A 14,117-nucleotide genomic window follows, 5' to 3' on the forward strand; every position below is an offset into this window, starting at 1 on the left:
TATATAAGAAAAGCTTCTATCGCGGTCATTCTAAGCAGCCTGACCTCAGGTTTACGCAGTAAACCGCTTCGCTTCGGAAGGATAGAAAGTTTTTCATGCCAATAAGAATTTGCGTTGCCGCGCCCCTTGTAAACTCTTTCAAAATTCAACCACATTCTTCATTTTCCATAAAAAAAGACCGAATTATTCACTTGCAGCCGTCGATTTTGAACATTTTGTGACCCTCAATATCATACAACTTTATCTCTTATAATGGAATTGCCGATTTTTTATTAATTATTATAAAATATAAGCATAAGAAAAACTTCTATCGAAGTCCTTCAAATGCGGTTTAATTGATCTTTGCCATCAATTTAGTGGAAGTTATTTCATCGAGTAAATCTGTAAAGGAGGCTCCGCCATGTTTGAATCCTTGGAGATTTTCGCCGTTGTCGTCGAGCATAACAGCCTGAACCGGGCTTCAAAGACGCTCAATCTCTCGCAGCCGGCACTGTCGCGAAAAATCAAGATGCTTGAAGATGAGCTGGATATCGAATTGTTTCGAAGAATCGGAAAAAAGCTCGAACTGACGGAAGCGGGCGAAACCGCATATGAATACGCCAAGGAATTGAGGGATCTGCAAAAAAGATTCCTGCATGAGATGACGAGATATAAATCGATCGAAAAATGCAGCATCACCATCGGCGCTAGCCTGACCACATTGCAGTCCACCCTTCCGGATCTGATCAGTCTGTTCACGAATGTCGACCCGCATATCGACATTAAACTGGTAACCGGAAGAACCCATGAAATGGTGACCGTAGTCAAAGAAAAAAAAGCGGACATCGGGCTGGTCGCATCAAAAATTGACGACGATCCCACTCTGCAATGCGTTCCGCTGTTTGAAGATCATTTAAGCTTGATTCTGCCCAAGCAGCATGCCCTGGCCGGCAAAAGCTCGGTAAGCATCCATCAGTTAAACGGACTTCCGATGATTGTTTTCTCGAAGGGCACCTGGTACCGCATCCTGATGGATGACCTGTTCCACCGGTTTAAAGTCGTTCCGGAAATCAAAATGGACATTGATTCCTTCGAGGCGATCATCCGGCTGGTCTCCACCTGTCAGATTGCAACGCTGCTGCCGCAATCCTATCTCCGTCCGAATTTGCTGGAAAATTTGGTGCAGGTGGAAATACCGGAGCTGAAGCAAACGATCCGGACCACCTCGTTGATTTACAATAAACACTCCATGTCGAAGGATTGCGTTCAGCCGCTGATCAAACAGGCGCAACAGCATTTTCTTAACAGATGACGATTTGATAAGGCTTTTCGGATTCTCAACCGATGATGATCTTGCCTTCTGGATGGCGGTACAATTCCTTGTCTTTCTTTTTGCCGAGCGCATAGGTCAAGGTAAGCGGCCCCAGCCGTCCGGTAAACATCATGAAGCTGATCATGATTTTGCCGAACAGGGTCAACTTCGCCGTCAATCCCATCGACAGCCCCACGGTACCGAAAGCGGATGTCGTCTCAAACAGGATCATCAAAAATTGGTGGTCTTCCGTGGCCGACAGCACCATCGAGACGGCAACGATCAAAAACAGGGACAGCAGCGTAATGGTGACCGCTTTGTAAATTCTGTCCCGGGCCAAACGATGGCGGAACATGACAATATCCTCTTTGCCGCGCGCCATGGAAATGATTGCACCGACCAGCGTCATGAACGTGGTCGTCTTGATACCTCCCCCGGTAGACCCCGGAGAAGCGCCGATAAACATCAGGATAATCATGAAAAATTGAGTCGCCTGCCGCAAATCGGCGATACTTAGCGTATTGGCGCCCGCCGTCCGAGGCGTAACCGCCTGAAACAAAGACGCCCAAATCTTGCCGGCGAGGTCCAGCGAGCCGAGTGTTTTCGCGTTGGTATATTCAAAAACGAAAACGACCAGCGTGCCGACGGAGATTAAAATCGCCGTTGCCGTCAACACCACCTTGGTATGCAGGGAAAGTCTCCGTTTGTATTTGGACTTTGCGCAATCGACCAAATCGGAAATGACGACAAATCCCAAGCCCCCGGTTACGATTAAAAAAATGGAAGCGGCATTGATCACCGGGTCTTCCACGTAATTCATCAGGCTGTTGCCGAACAGATCGAAACCCGCATTGTTGAACAGTGAAACAGCATGGAAGATCCCGAAATACACCGCTTGTTCCCCATTCATATCCCGGGAAAAACGCAAAGCATAGATCAGCGCCCCGGCGGCCTCCGTACCAAAGGCATAAAGCATGACTTTACGGATCAGCCGGACGATGCCTTCAAGCGAAATCTGATTCATCGCTTCCTGAAGAATCAGCCGTTCCCTGAGCGAGATTCTTTTCCGCAGCACCAGTGCGAACAGCGTCGCCATGGTCATGAAACCGAGGCCGCCGATCTGGATGAGGCTCAGGATCACCAATTGCCCGAACAAACTGAAGTAACTGCCGGTATCCACCACAATCAATCCGGTCACGCAGGTTGCCGAGGTGGCGGTGAAGAGGGCGTCAACCAACGGCAACGGTTTTCCGCTCGATGAAGAAATCGGCAGAGACAAAAGCACGGTGCCTGCTAGAATAATCGAGGCAAATCCGAAGACGAGGATTCGCGGCGGAGAAAGCTGGAATAGCTTCGTTTTTTTATTCATGTCCCGATGGATACCCTCTTTTCACTAACTGGATCGACATATTTCAATGAATATGATTATAATCCCCGATCTTTCATAAGTACAAAGCCGTTTTTTCGAAAAATGTGGGAATACGCCGCACAATCGCCAATCAAAGAATGAGAATCAGCCATATTCAGCCAATTTCTGCCGGTGCTTCAGGTTCGTCACGCATATATACGGAAACCGGGTTACTTTCAGCAGAGTGGAAATGCCCGGATCGAATGTGATAAGTTAGTACGTAGGATGAAAGGAGCGAGGTCATGCACAAACCGTACCGATCGAATTTTTTGCTTTTCCTGCTTGCCGCATTCGGAATCGCAGCCTTTTTCAGCACGGGAGAAACCACCGAGTCTCCTTCCGTCATCTCCAAGGCCCAAGCTGCGCAAAACGCCGCGAGTTTCTTGGAAACCCAATTCGGCACCCGCCCGTCATCTTCCTTCGTCACGTTTCAATCCGATACGGAGCTTAGCGGATACCTGCAGCGGGAGAAATTGACCGACTCGTTCAATAAGCGCTTCGGCAGCTATCCGATCGATTATTACCAGGTGGAGCTGTCGCTTCCCGCTTCATCCAAAAAATACCTGATCAATGTCAATATGCGGACGGGAAGCGTCTTCGGATGGATAAGGCTGAATGCAATGCCGCAGCCGCTGAACCTCAAGGACCTGTCCGAGGCGAATACTTGGTTGAAGGCAATGGGTTATGATCCCAAGCTGTTTACCCTGATTTCCGGTGATGGGGAGAACGCTTGGATTTTTGAAAACCGTCACGACCAAATCGGGGAGGCCACACTCAGGATCCGAATGGAAAAAAGCGGCGGCATCATATCCGTTTTTGAGCCTTCCTTCCATCTTCCCGAGACGTTTATAACTTGGATGGACCGGCAAACCGGAGCCGCTTCCTTCTTGAGCCTGATCAGCCTGCTGCTCAGCTCCCTGCTGGCGATAGCGGCAATCATCGCTGCAGTCAAATATCGCAAAACCGCTTCCTTCGAAAGAGGCGCTTTGCTTACCGCATTTTTCATCGTGATTTATGCGGCATACAACATCAACACCTATCCCGGCTATAAAACGGCATCCGCCGGCGGACCGGAAGGGCTGCTCTCCGTATTTTTCATGCAATTTACGATACTGTTGATGGCTGCCTCCGTCTATATTTCCTTTGTGGCCGGAGAGGCCCTGTGGCTGAGAAGCGGATGGCAGCCGTGGCCGAGATGGCGCGGGCCCGATTTTGGAAAGCATGCGCTGGACAGCATGGGCAGGGGGTACCTCCTCAGCCTGTTCATTCTGGGCGTGCAATCCGTCGTCTATTATTTTGCCGAACAGCGTTTTCACATTTGGACCACGGAGGACCCGAGCAGCTCGATTTACAATTTGCTGTGGCCCGGGCTGTTTCCGACACTCGCCTGGGCGGCCGCCATTTCCGAAGAAGCGGTGTTTCGGCTGTTCGGCATTATCTTGTTCAAAAAACTGTTCAAAAACACATTCATCGCCGTTTTGCTCTCAAGTTTTTTGTGGGCCATGGGGCACGCGGGATATCCGGTTTATCCCGTCTACACCCGCCTGGTGGAGGTTACCATTCTCGGCATTATTTTCGGCTACGCCTTTCTGAAATACGGCCTGATCACCGTCATCTTCGCGCACGCTTCCATGGATTCCATTCTGATGGGGCTGTCCATCATGGACACGGACCATCCGGCAAGTCTGGCCGGCGGGACCTTCTACATTCTTTCCCCCGCAATTGTCGGCCTGCTGATATATTGGCTGCACAGTCTTATGAAGAAGCGTCCCCGCCCTCTGCTTCCTCCCGAAATGATTCCATGATGCGTTTCACCAGCGCGTCGCCCAATCCCAGAGGCCTGAAGTCCTCTAAGGAGGCCTCTTTGATTTTTTTCAAGCTTCCGAAATGCTTCAACAGCCGCTTTCTGCGTTTCTCCCCGATACCCGGAATGCTGTCCAGCCGGGAGGACACCATCGACTTCTCCCTTGTCTGCCGGTGAAAGGTGACGGCAAATCGGTGCACTTCATCCTGGATCCGCTGAAGCAAATAAAATTCCTGACTGTCCCGCGGAATCGGCACTGCCTCGGGAGGATCCCCCATCAGCAGCTGGGCGGTCCGATGCCGGGCATCCTTGGCCAAACCGCAAACCGGAATGTACAAGCCCAATTCGTTTTCCAGCACATCCACCGCTGCCGCAATCTGCCCTTTTCCTCCGTCGATGACCACCAGATCGGGTAGCGGCAAATTTTCCTTCAGCACCCGTTCGTAACGTCTCCGCACCACCTCCCGCATCGTGCCTACGTCATCGGCACCTTGCACCGTCCGGATCTTGTATTTCCGGTATTCTTTACGTTCAGGCTTCCCGTCGATGAACACAACCATGGCCGATACCGGATCAGTCCCTTGAATGTTGGAGTTGTCGAACGCTTCAATTCGCCGGATCATTCCGGTTCCCAGCCAGGTGCCCAGATTTTCCACGGCCTTGACCGTCCGCTCCGCATCCTTCTCCAACATCCGGAACTTTTCCTCCAAGGCCACGCGTGCGTTATCCACCGCCATGTCGACCATTTTCTTTTTAAGCCCCCGCCTGGGAAACCGTACCTTCACCTTCAGCCAATCTTCCATCGCTTCTTTGAAATCGGCGGGTTCCTCCGCTTGCGCGGCAATCCCGGCGTCCGTACTCGCGGCATCTTCCCCGGTGTTGGTGTCGGCATTCGCCGCTTTCCCGGAGGCATCACCCTCAACAAGCGCCGCTTGCTTCCCGATTTCCGCAGCCCCCGGTTCAGGCAGAAAAATTTCCTTGGGCAGAGCGGGATTGTCGCTGTAATACTGCGTCACATAGGACATGAAATCCTCATAAGCCCCACCATAATAAGGAAATACAGAAGCATGCCGCTCGATCATTTTGCCCTGTCTCATATATAAAATCTGCACGCACATCCAGCCCTTGTCGACGGCGTATCCAAAAACGTCACGATCTGTCGCATCGTTCATGGTGATCGTCTGTTTTTCCATGACCAAATTGATATTCGCAACCAGATCCCTTAATTCTCTCGCTCGTTCAAAATTCAATTCCTCGGCCGCTGCATGCATCTTTTGCGTCAATTCCCGCTTGATCTCTTCCTCTCCGCCGTTCAGAAAACGGATGATCTCCTGAACCATGCGTTCATTGGTTTCTCTGCCCACTTCATATTCACAGGGAGCCAAACACTGTCCCAAATGATAGTACAGGCATACGCGGTCCGGGATTGTGCCGCATTTGCGCAGCGGATACAACCGGTCCAGCAGCTTCTTGGTCTGCTGCGCGGCAAAAGCGTTCGGATACGGCCCGAAATATTTGCCCTTGTCTTTTTTGATCTTTCGCGTCACTTCCAGACGGGGATGCTCATCCGCGCTGATCTTGATATACGGAAACGACTTGTCGTCCTTCAACAGTACGTTGTAGCGGGGCGCGTGCTGCTTGATCAAATTGCATTCGAGAATGAGCGCTTCCATATTGCTGGCCGTGACGATATATTCAAAGTCGTGAATTTCCTGGACAAGGTGCTGGGTCTTGGCGTCGTGACTTCCGGTAAAGTAAGATCTTACCCGGTTTCTCAGCACCTTGGCCTTACCGACGTAAATGATCCTTCCCTCTTTGTTTTTCATCAAATAGCAGCCCGGTTTTTCGGGCAGCAGGGAAAGCTTGTGCCTGATCGAATCCAGTCCCGCTTTGCGCGCGTCGGTGCGCTTTTCCATAATTCCGAACTCCTTTCCCCGGCATATGCCCCGTGCTCACAATTTCCGCTACTGCCATTGTAAAAGATGTTGAATCCGGAAAGCAACGCCTGAGCGCCTAATTGAGCTGAGCTAGTATGCATGTTCCGGAAAGCCAAAAACTAGTTCAGGCAGCACATCGCAAAAACGCCATCCATATTTAATCGGTCCCGAAAAGAAGAACTCCCTCCGCTGGTTCGGGAGGGAGTTCTTCGTCTGTGCAAAAGCATGAAATTCGTCAGCTCAAATGTCTGGCGATAACATTTTTGAGTGCGTCTTTGGATTGAAATCCGATGATTTTGTCTACCGGAGTTCCATTCTTGAAAACGATCAGCGTCGGAATGCTCATTACACCGTAACGGGAAGCCGATTCCGGATTATCATCCACATTCAGCTTGGCAATTTTCAATTTATCGCCCACTTCCTGATCCAGTTCCTCCAACACGGGTGCAATCATTCGGCAAGGTGCGCACCAAGGGGCCCAGAAGTCTACAACTACTGTGCCGGTGCCTTGCGCCTCGACCTCGCTTTTGAAGGATTGGTCGGACACTTTTATAATCGACATGCGTACTTCCTCCTTTTTCATCCCTAGTCCAAAAGTCAACAAGTAAAGTATACCACAATTTTTATTTATTTCATAACGATAATAAATGTGAAAATTTTGCGACGTTTACCGTATCCGTTCGGCATCCGGCCCACATCAAATCAACCTTCGCTTTACATCCGGGCGGATATTTGGGTATACTAGCTTTGATACACTTTGAATAAAGGGGAACATAAAATATGAGCGAAACGAGAAATCCGGAACTTCACGTAAACGAAGAACCCCGCAACGATTCCATGGATATTGGCGTCGGATTCGGGGCTATGTTCACTTTCATACTGGTTGTCACCATCATCGCCACCGTTGTTGAAGTTTTGACTCGATAAAGAAAAAAACGCTTTCGAGGCCAATTCAATGATGAGCGACCGCTTTTGAGGTAGGTTTTTATGCCAAAAAAGCTCATATAGTCTGTCCGCCGTTATCGGGGACAGATTTTTTTGTACAAATGCCAGGCTCGGCCGTCATGGGCATCGCGATGAATTCAATCCGCCGGGCTGCAGCACCCTACCTGCGCTACAGTCCTCTTTTGTTGGAGCCGTTGACTTCGATCGCATCCACGAACGGGCGAATCCGGTCCATGATCCGCTGTCCCTTGTATTCTTCCTCCCCGTCCTTGTTGGTGAAGCTGAAATGCTTTTCCAGCGCGTCCAGATCATAATTCGAAGTAAAGAACGTCGGCTTGCGGTTCATGCGGTAATTCAGGATGGAGCCCATGACATGATCCCTTACCCAAGGGTTCAGATTTTCCGCACCGATATCGTCAAAAATCAGCAGATCGCTTTCCCTCATCAGCTCGATCGTTTCCTTCAATTTCATCGGCTCGGAGAACATCGCCTTGAGATCCTCGACGAATTCCGGCATATACACGATAACTCCGGAAAGGCCGATTTTCGCCAGCTCGTACAGCATATAGCACATCAAAAAGGTTTTGCCGGTACCGAAGCCTCCGGTTAAATACAAGCCTTTCGTCTGCAAACCATGCTCTTTCGTCAGAATGATGTATTTCATGATTTCTTTTACCGACTTGGTTCGTTCTGCATCAATGTGAATGATTTCATCAATGTCGTATCCCCGGCTTAACGCCGTCTCATCAATGTAAAAGCTGTGGATCCGCTTGCGGATAGCGTCCTGCGATTGTTTCGCCAGCAGCTTTTTGCAGGACACCTTATGATCAAAAAGCTGAATCGAGCCGCCGATATTTTCCACCGACAGCCGCGTATAGTGCCCTTGAAAATCATTGGGGCACACGTCCAGCCCCGGGCATTTCACGCAGCTTTTATACTCCGTCAAATATTGATACAGACGGTTCAGGTGCTTCTCCAGGATGGCGTCGTCCAATTCCGGATGCCTGCTTTTTAATTTTTGGATCAAAGGATCGCTCAGGATCTGGCGTTTTTTGATCTCCGCCTGCTCAACAAACGCTCCTATCGGCAGACTCTTCAATAAATCGGACAATGATTCCACCCTAACGCCTCCCTTCCCTTACACAAATCACTTCTTTAATTTCTCCGCCATTCTCTTGATTTCTTCCAGCTCTTCCTCCGATATCGGCGTCTCATCCCGCTCATGGGTAACGATCGGAATCTTCGGCTTCTGTCTTGCGCCCCTCGCTTGTCCGGGTTTTTTGAGCGGTTTTTCCTTGACTTTGTCCGATTCGCGGAAATACTCAACCGCTTTCTCGAAGGTCTCGATTTGCCTGCTCAGCAAATTCGATACGATGCTCTCGATAAATCCGGTGTTCAACGGCTTGTTCTTGACCATCAAATAATGGATAAGGACGTTGATGACTTCCTCATTCAGCTTATAATTAAAATCGATATTTTGCAGGATTTTCAACAAATTTCCGGGCACGGAGCCGGGAAAAAACATCCCGATCACCTTCGTGTACGGCGAGTTCCTCAGCAGCGTGTTGTACTGGCGGATATCGCATTGGCCCTTGAATTTGTCCGGCACCGCGACAAAGAACGGTTCATCGACCGGCTTTTCCTCCACTTCTACGCTTTCCGCATGGTTGCCGCCGCTCTTATGTAACGCCTTCTGCAAATAAATTTCACGGTCCTCGCTGCGTTTTTTTGTCTGCCAGAAGTTTTCATTCGCTTTTTGCTGGAACACGTGGTTTTGCAGCTCCCCATCCTCGGAGAACACTCCGTCTTCATCCAGTAAACGGCAGATTTCCGGAAGCGAAAGCATGAACTTGTTCGCCATATAGTTAATGGCCGCCAGCTGGTGGGGCATCCGTTTTAAACTCTCAACATGCTTGCGGTTCATCGATTCCCTGGGAAAACGGGTGATGATATCGGCATACTGAAATTCCTTAATCCCGATATCCGGCTTGCGGTCCTGTTCGCGGGAAACGGCGATTTCGGCAAGCGCCTGCTCCAATTCCAAATCGACAGCCTGGCTGTTCAGCTTGAACAATTCGTAAAAGGGCATCGATAAATCCTGCGTTTCCAGCGAAAGTCCCTCAAGCTCCTCCGGTTCGTTCTGCCGGAATTCCTCACTCAGCGAAAGCACCATAAATTTGCCCACTTTATCCCGCAGCAGCATGATCAAATGCTGGTTTCGAAAAAACTCGTCCGGAGAAAGCGGCGCAACCAACCGATATTCATAAATAAAATCATCGTTGGCGGGCAAATATTTGCGGGATGTCTGCAAAAGTCCGACCGCTTCCAGCTTGGAGGTTTGTTCGATCAAATATTTCCTGCCTTTTTCGCTCGGCTCCAGGCCAAGCGAGAGAAACAGCCTGCGCTGCTGCTCTAAAGCGGAATATCCGATTTTGTCGGCGGCAAGTTGCTGGTACATCAGCAAATACAAGCCGATCGCCCATGAGCCGGTCAACGGCTGATAAATGGTATGAAGCATGCGATAATCCAAGCTGCTCAAGGAAAAATCACGATATACATAATAACGGTGATTTTCCGTGTATTCCAAAGAATTCGAGATTTTCATAATCGATCTACCCTATCCGCCTTGGAGTGAGTCTGCCTACTATTCTATCATACTATAACCTATCAAAGCTTCGGTAGAAAAAAATCCCCCGTTGAGAGCATCCTTAAGGATGCTTCAACGCGGCCTTTTCATCATCAGCGGGTCTCATGAAAATGGCTTGGGAGGCCTCATAAGCGGGGTTGTTCGTCCTCGCGTGCTTCAAACGCGCCGGCATGCACATCCGTTTCGGTCGGTGGAATCGGGTCGGCGTTCTCGGTCTGCTGTTCGCCGATCCATTTCCGAATCCGTTCGTTCACCTGCAGCGCCGCTTTCGTGGGCAGTTGGTGGGTAAAGCCGTCCAACCAGAAGGTCTGGGGCTTTTGAAGACGTTCGCGCAGAATGCTCTCATATTTATGGAAAAACCTATCTTTCTTACCATATATTAACATTACCGGATGGGAAACCATCCTTAGTCGGGAAGTGCAGTTGTATATCAGACTGTACCGGTAATATTCCCTCCACTTTCGGATATTCCCACGAACCGCAGTCCGGAAAAGATTGGCGTACGTTACGGAGTTGTCCGCATTTCCCAGCGCAATCGCTCGGGCCAGCGCCCTGTTCGCCCTTGCCGTGCAGGCCGCCATCCCCAATTGAATTCTGCTCCGGTTCAGCCAGTCGCTCATTTCCGACATGCCGCTGATCAGGATGCCGCCCAGACATCTCTGCGGGTATTTAAGCATAAACTCCAAGGCAATGGAACCGCCGGTGGAGTAGCCGCAAACATACGCCCGCTCCTCGCCCAAAAAGTCCAGCAGCTGTTTGATATCCTCGGCAATCAAGGAATAGGTCAGCGGCGCTTCGGATGCTTCACTCATCCCGTGTCCCCGAATGTCAAACAAAATCACCTTGCAGCCATCGGAAAGCTGGGCGCTTTGATATTGGAAATTGGCGCTTGTCACAACCGGGGGGTGAATAAATACGATCGGAAGCCCGTTTCCTTTTACATGGTAATGAATTTTCGCTCCGTTTATTTCGGCCACCGGCATCGGTTTCATCCCTTCTTTCATTTGGGTTGAATGAAATCCTTATTCTTACAAGAACAAGTTTCCCAAAAAAGCGGGGATGTTATCCGCATGACGGCCAAGTTCGGCTCAGAACATTTTGTAGCCTTTGCTGCGCAAGGTCCCGATGGTCCAACCGCTCATTATCGCACCGACCAAACCGCCGACAGCCGGAATATAATCGACATAAGTATAGGAGGCAGCACTCTGCAGGATCGACCCCTGTTTGTCCCAGTTCATGTACAACAAAACCGCAAGCAGTACAAGGTAACCATAAATCGGAAGCCAAGTGGTTTTCAGCAGCATGTTCAAGATAAAACCGATTCCGAAAATCAGCACAAAAATCAATAGAGCGGCAATCACCAATTGAATCAAATCCGGTCAACTCCCTGTTTCTATTCGGGCGCTTACGGACATGTCAAGTCCGCAAGCATTCAATTGTAGTTTACTTGATTCGATTTCGGCAAGTCAAACAAGTCACGATTTTGTCAAGGTTGCCGGATTTTTCATTTTCAGAAAGTTAATTCTGGCCCGATTTCAGTTGAATTATTTTTAAGCGTATGTAAATTTCCAAGCAGCCGTTTGCCCTGGCGACCGGAAATAAGATAAAATGGGGATAAAATGACAAGGGGTGGACAATGATGAGTGAAGCTGCACAAACGCTGGAGGGATGGTATGCCCTTCATGATTTCCGTTCGATCGACTGGAGCGCCTGGAGAAGCTTGCCGGCGGAGGAGCGAAACAACCTGAAAGATGAACTGTTGAGCTTTCTGGCCAAATGGTCGCAAGCCGAACAGCAAAAACAGGGAAGCACAGTCATCTATTCGATTGTTGGACAAAAAGCCGATTTGGTGATCATGCATCTGAGAGAGACGCTCGAAGAACTGAATGCCGTCGAAACCGAATTCAACAAATCCGCCTTTGCCCAATTCACATATCCTGAATATTCCTATGTTTCGGTGGTGGAATTAAGCAATTATATGGGCAAGCCGGGGGAAGACCCGATGCAGAATCCTGAGATCATCGCCCGCCTGAAGCCGATCCTTCCGAAAACCAAACATATCTGTTTTTACCCGATGAACAAAAAAAGGGAAGGAAACGACAATTGGTACATGCTGAGCATGGAGCAGCGGCGGGACATGATGAGAAGCCACGGGATGATCGGCAGAACGTACGCGGGCAAAGTCAAGCAGATCATTACCGGCTCGGTCGGATTCGACGATTGGGAGTGGGGCGTTACTTTATTCGCCGACGATCCGCTTCAATTTAAAAAGCTGGTATATGAAATGCGGTTTGATGAAGTCAGCGCCCGCTTCGGGGAGTTCGGCGGATTTTATGTGGGCAACCTGCTGACGCCGGATAGCGCGAAGCAATTTTTGGAAATTTAATGCGTATGGCGGTGATTTGCGTAAGCGAAGTATGGGGAATGCGCTGCTGAAGCGACGGTCATCAAAATCCGCATAAACAACAAAACCGTGCATCTGCTGCACGGTTTCTCTATTTACTCCCTTATCCAAGCTTTTCCGCTTCGGTCATTCTTCCGAACCGCCTGCGCTTGCCTACTGCTTCTGCCGCAAATACTCTTCCGTAAATTTGTCGCGTTGGCGGCTTTTTTCCTTCAAGCGTTCAATGGCCGGCAGGATCAGCAAATCGATTTCTTTTTGAAGAATGTATGCGAGGTCGTAACGATTCTGCGATTCGAGAAAATGTCCGACATCCATCAACGCGTTGTAACGGTCCAACTCATCTCTTTTCAATAAACCCCTCACCTGTACGCTGCAGTGTCTCATTTTCTCGTCCCCCATTCATTGCAAAATCGGCGTCCTATCCACTTTCAAAACAGCTTAGAACTTTCCTTTTTTCAAAATGAGCGGAATCCCGCCAATCACGAACAAATACCTGAGGTCAATCACCTTTTTCATGATCGATGCAAGGTATCCTTTCATTTTCATCGTCCCGACCAATCCGATCGCTTCGTTTTTGCCGAGCGAAGCTACAGTTCCTTTCAGGGACGGAACAAATTCCTTCAACGATCCCCCGCGAATGGAAGCAACCAGATTATCAGCGCAGGTTTCACCTTGCTGGACGGCGATTTGCGCAGTCGGCGGATACGGTCTGCCTTCCTCATTGAAGATTATGGAGCAATCTCCGATAATATACACATTATCATAGCCCGGCGCGCGCAAATTCTTATCGACCTTGACACGGCCTCTCATCGCTTCGAATCCGGATTGCTCGATCAGGTGGTTGCCGCGGATTCCTCCGGTCCAAACCACCGTAGCCGCTTTGATTTCCTCCCCATTTCCGAGAACGACGCCGTCCGGCAAGCACTCCTTGATCGGAATTCCCACTTTAAAGGTGACTCCCTTTTCCTTCAGCACATTCATCCCATATTCGACCAGCTCCGGATCGAATCCGGGAAGCACAGTCGGTGCGGCTTCCACATTATAAATTTTGACGAGCGACGGATCGACGTTGAACGTCTTGCACAATTCGGGAATTCGGTCGGCCAATTCTCCGACAAACTCGATTCCCGTAAAGCCCGCGCCGCCGACGACGAAGGTTAAATAATCAGTGCGGCTGGAGTCCCGTTTGTATTTCGCGAATTGATATTCGATATGCTCACGGATCAGGTTGACCGTATTGAGGCTGCGGATGTTCATGGCGTTCTCCGCTAACCCGGGAATGCCAAACGTTTCCGGTTCTCCGCCGAGGCCGATAACCAGATAATCATAATTCAGGTTGCCGTCCTCCAAAATGACTTTTTGTTCATGGGGGCGGATTTCCAATACAGTCGACTTCACGAAATCGATTTTAAATTCATCGATCAAGTTAGGAATATTGACGCTTGCATGCTTCGGATTGTCCGTTCCGGCTGCAGGCATGTGCAGGTGGGTAGTGAAATAATGATAATTGTGCTTGTTGACCAGAGTAACGTCGGCTTCGTTGTAGTTGAGTTCCTTCTGAAGACGAATGGCGGTTACGATCCCCGCATAGCCTGCCCCGAGTATGACGATTCTGGGAATTTTGCTCATGACCTGAATTCCTTTCATAAAAATGATATGAATAGCTGCTTGTGAAAAATGA

The 14,117-nt window shown here is 49.6% G+C and carries 13 protein-coding genes; 4 read left to right on the forward strand and 9 right to left on the reverse strand.

Annotated features, from left to right (window positions below):
• The first annotated feature begins 400 nt into the window (after positions 1 to 400).
• Positions 401 to 1,291, forward strand: a complete 891-nt coding sequence (locus VF724_RS02170; protein ID WP_371752572.1) for a LysR family transcriptional regulator — start codon at positions 401 to 403, stop codon at positions 1,289 to 1,291.
• Between the two features lie 25 nt (positions 1,292 to 1,316).
• Here the strand turns inward: VF724_RS02170 and VF724_RS02175 are convergent, their stop codons facing one another.
• Positions 1,317 to 2,660, reverse strand: a complete 1,344-nt coding sequence (locus VF724_RS02175) for a TrkH family potassium uptake protein (protein WP_371752573.1) — start codon at positions 2,658 to 2,660, stop codon at positions 1,317 to 1,319.
• A gap of 281 nt (positions 2,661 to 2,941) precedes the next feature.
• Here VF724_RS02175 and VF724_RS02180 point away from each other — a divergent pair, with 281 nt between their 5' ends.
• The gene (locus VF724_RS02180) at positions 2,942 to 4,504 is read left to right on the forward strand and encodes a CPBP family intramembrane glutamic endopeptidase (protein WP_371752574.1); all 1,563 of its coding nucleotides are present in this window, start codon (positions 2,942 to 2,944) and stop codon (positions 4,502 to 4,504) included.
• On the opposite strand, the gene uvrC is transcribed toward VF724_RS02180, so the two are convergent.
• On the reverse strand, positions 4,455 to 6,419 hold the full coding sequence (gene uvrC / locus VF724_RS02185) for an excinuclease ABC subunit UvrC (protein WP_371752575.1): 1,965 nt from the start codon (positions 6,417 to 6,419) through the stop codon (positions 4,455 to 4,457). The genes VF724_RS02180 and uvrC overlap by 50 nt on opposite strands.
• Before the next feature lie 256 nt (positions 6,420 to 6,675).
• Complete coding sequence (trxA, locus tag VF724_RS02190) at positions 6,676 to 7,002, reverse strand: thioredoxin (RefSeq protein WP_371752576.1); 327 nt, start codon at positions 7,000 to 7,002, stop codon at positions 6,676 to 6,678.
• 218 nt (positions 7,003 to 7,220) lie between these two features.
• Between trxA and VF724_RS02195 the strand changes: the two genes are divergently transcribed.
• Positions 7,221 to 7,367 carry a YqzM family protein gene (locus tag VF724_RS02195; RefSeq protein WP_371752577.1) on the forward strand — a complete coding sequence of 49 codons (147 nt, stop codon included), beginning with the start codon at positions 7,221 to 7,223 and terminating at the stop codon, positions 7,365 to 7,367.
• Between the two features lie 187 nt (positions 7,368 to 7,554).
• Here the strand turns inward: VF724_RS02195 and dnaI are convergent, their stop codons facing one another.
• The 4 genes from dnaI to VF724_RS02215 form a co-directional block, all read right to left on the reverse strand.
• A complete protein-coding gene (dnaI, locus tag VF724_RS02200; RefSeq protein WP_371752578.1) occupies positions 7,555 to 8,505 on the reverse strand; it encodes a primosomal protein DnaI in 951 nt (316 codons plus the stop codon).
• A gap of 27 nt (positions 8,506 to 8,532) precedes the next feature.
• On the reverse strand, positions 8,533 to 9,990 hold the full coding sequence (locus VF724_RS02205; protein ID WP_371752579.1) for a DnaD domain protein: 1,458 nt from the start codon (positions 9,988 to 9,990) through the stop codon (positions 8,533 to 8,535).
• 167 nt (positions 9,991 to 10,157) lie between these two features.
• Complete coding sequence (locus VF724_RS02210; protein WP_371752580.1) at positions 10,158 to 11,024, reverse strand: alpha/beta fold hydrolase; 867 nt, start codon at positions 11,022 to 11,024, stop codon at positions 10,158 to 10,160.
• A gap of 96 nt (positions 11,025 to 11,120) precedes the next feature.
• Positions 11,121 to 11,405 carry a YuiB family protein gene (locus VF724_RS02215; RefSeq protein WP_371752581.1) on the reverse strand — a complete coding sequence of 95 codons (285 nt, stop codon included), beginning with the start codon at positions 11,403 to 11,405 and terminating at the stop codon, positions 11,121 to 11,123.
• 266 nt (positions 11,406 to 11,671) lie between these two features.
• On the opposite strand from VF724_RS02215, the gene hemQ reads away from it, so the two are divergent.
• Entirely contained in the window at positions 11,672 to 12,418 is a 747-nt protein-coding gene (gene hemQ, locus VF724_RS02220) for a hydrogen peroxide-dependent heme synthase (protein WP_371752582.1), read from the forward strand.
• 171 nt (positions 12,419 to 12,589) lie between these two features.
• Here the strand turns inward: hemQ and VF724_RS02225 are convergent, their stop codons facing one another.
• Both VF724_RS02225 and VF724_RS02230 read right to left on the reverse strand, forming a co-directional pair.
• Positions 12,590 to 12,820 (reverse strand): hypothetical protein, encoded by a 231-nt coding sequence (locus tag VF724_RS02225; protein ID WP_371752583.1) that lies wholly within the window; start codon positions 12,818 to 12,820, stop codon positions 12,590 to 12,592.
• A gap of 54 nt (positions 12,821 to 12,874) precedes the next feature.
• Positions 12,875 to 14,065: an NAD(P)/FAD-dependent oxidoreductase gene (locus VF724_RS02230; RefSeq protein WP_371752584.1), complete on the reverse strand. Its 1,191-nt coding sequence runs from the start codon at positions 14,063 to 14,065 to the stop codon at positions 12,875 to 12,877.
• Positions 14,066 to 14,117 lie beyond the last annotated feature (52 nt).

This window comes from Ferviditalea candida (assembly GCF_035282765.1).
GTDB lineage: Bacteria > Bacillota > Bacilli > Paenibacillales > KCTC-25726 > Ferviditalea > Ferviditalea candida.

What these genes read in the sequence shown, in the direction of transcription:
- trxA (WP_371752576.1), bottom strand. Translation starts at nt 7,002, where the DNA reads ATGTCGATTATAAAAGTGTCCGACCAATCCTTCAAAAGCGAGGTCGAG.
- VF724_RS02180 (WP_371752574.1), top strand. Translation starts at nt 2,942, where the DNA reads ATGCACAAACCGTACCGATCGAATTTTTTGCTTTTCCTGCTTGCCGCA.
- VF724_RS02175 (WP_371752573.1), bottom strand. Translation starts at nt 2,660, where the DNA reads ATGAATAAAAAAACGAAGCTATTCCAGCTTTCTCCGCCGCGAATCCTC.
- hemQ (WP_371752582.1), top strand. Translation starts at nt 11,672, where the DNA reads ATGAGTGAAGCTGCACAAACGCTGGAGGGATGGTATGCCCTTCATGAT.
- VF724_RS02210 (WP_371752580.1), bottom strand. Translation starts at nt 11,024, where the DNA reads ATGAAACCGATGCCGGTGGCCGAAATAAACGGAGCGAAAATTCATTAC.
- VF724_RS02205 (WP_371752579.1), bottom strand. Translation starts at nt 9,990, where the DNA reads ATGAAAATCTCGAATTCTTTGGAATACACGGAAAATCACCGTTATTAT.
- VF724_RS02195 (WP_371752577.1), top strand. Translation starts at nt 7,221, where the DNA reads ATGAGCGAAACGAGAAATCCGGAACTTCACGTAAACGAAGAACCCCGC.
- uvrC (WP_371752575.1), bottom strand. Translation starts at nt 6,419, where the DNA reads ATGGAAAAGCGCACCGACGCGCGCAAAGCGGGACTGGATTCGATCAGG.
- VF724_RS02230 (WP_371752584.1), bottom strand. Translation starts at nt 14,065, where the DNA reads ATGAGCAAAATTCCCAGAATCGTCATACTCGGGGCAGGCTATGCGGGG.
- VF724_RS02225 (WP_371752583.1), bottom strand. Translation starts at nt 12,820, where the DNA reads ATGAGACACTGCAGCGTACAGGTGAGGGGTTTATTGAAAAGAGATGAG.
- VF724_RS02170 (WP_371752572.1), top strand. Translation starts at nt 401, where the DNA reads ATGTTTGAATCCTTGGAGATTTTCGCCGTTGTCGTCGAGCATAACAGC.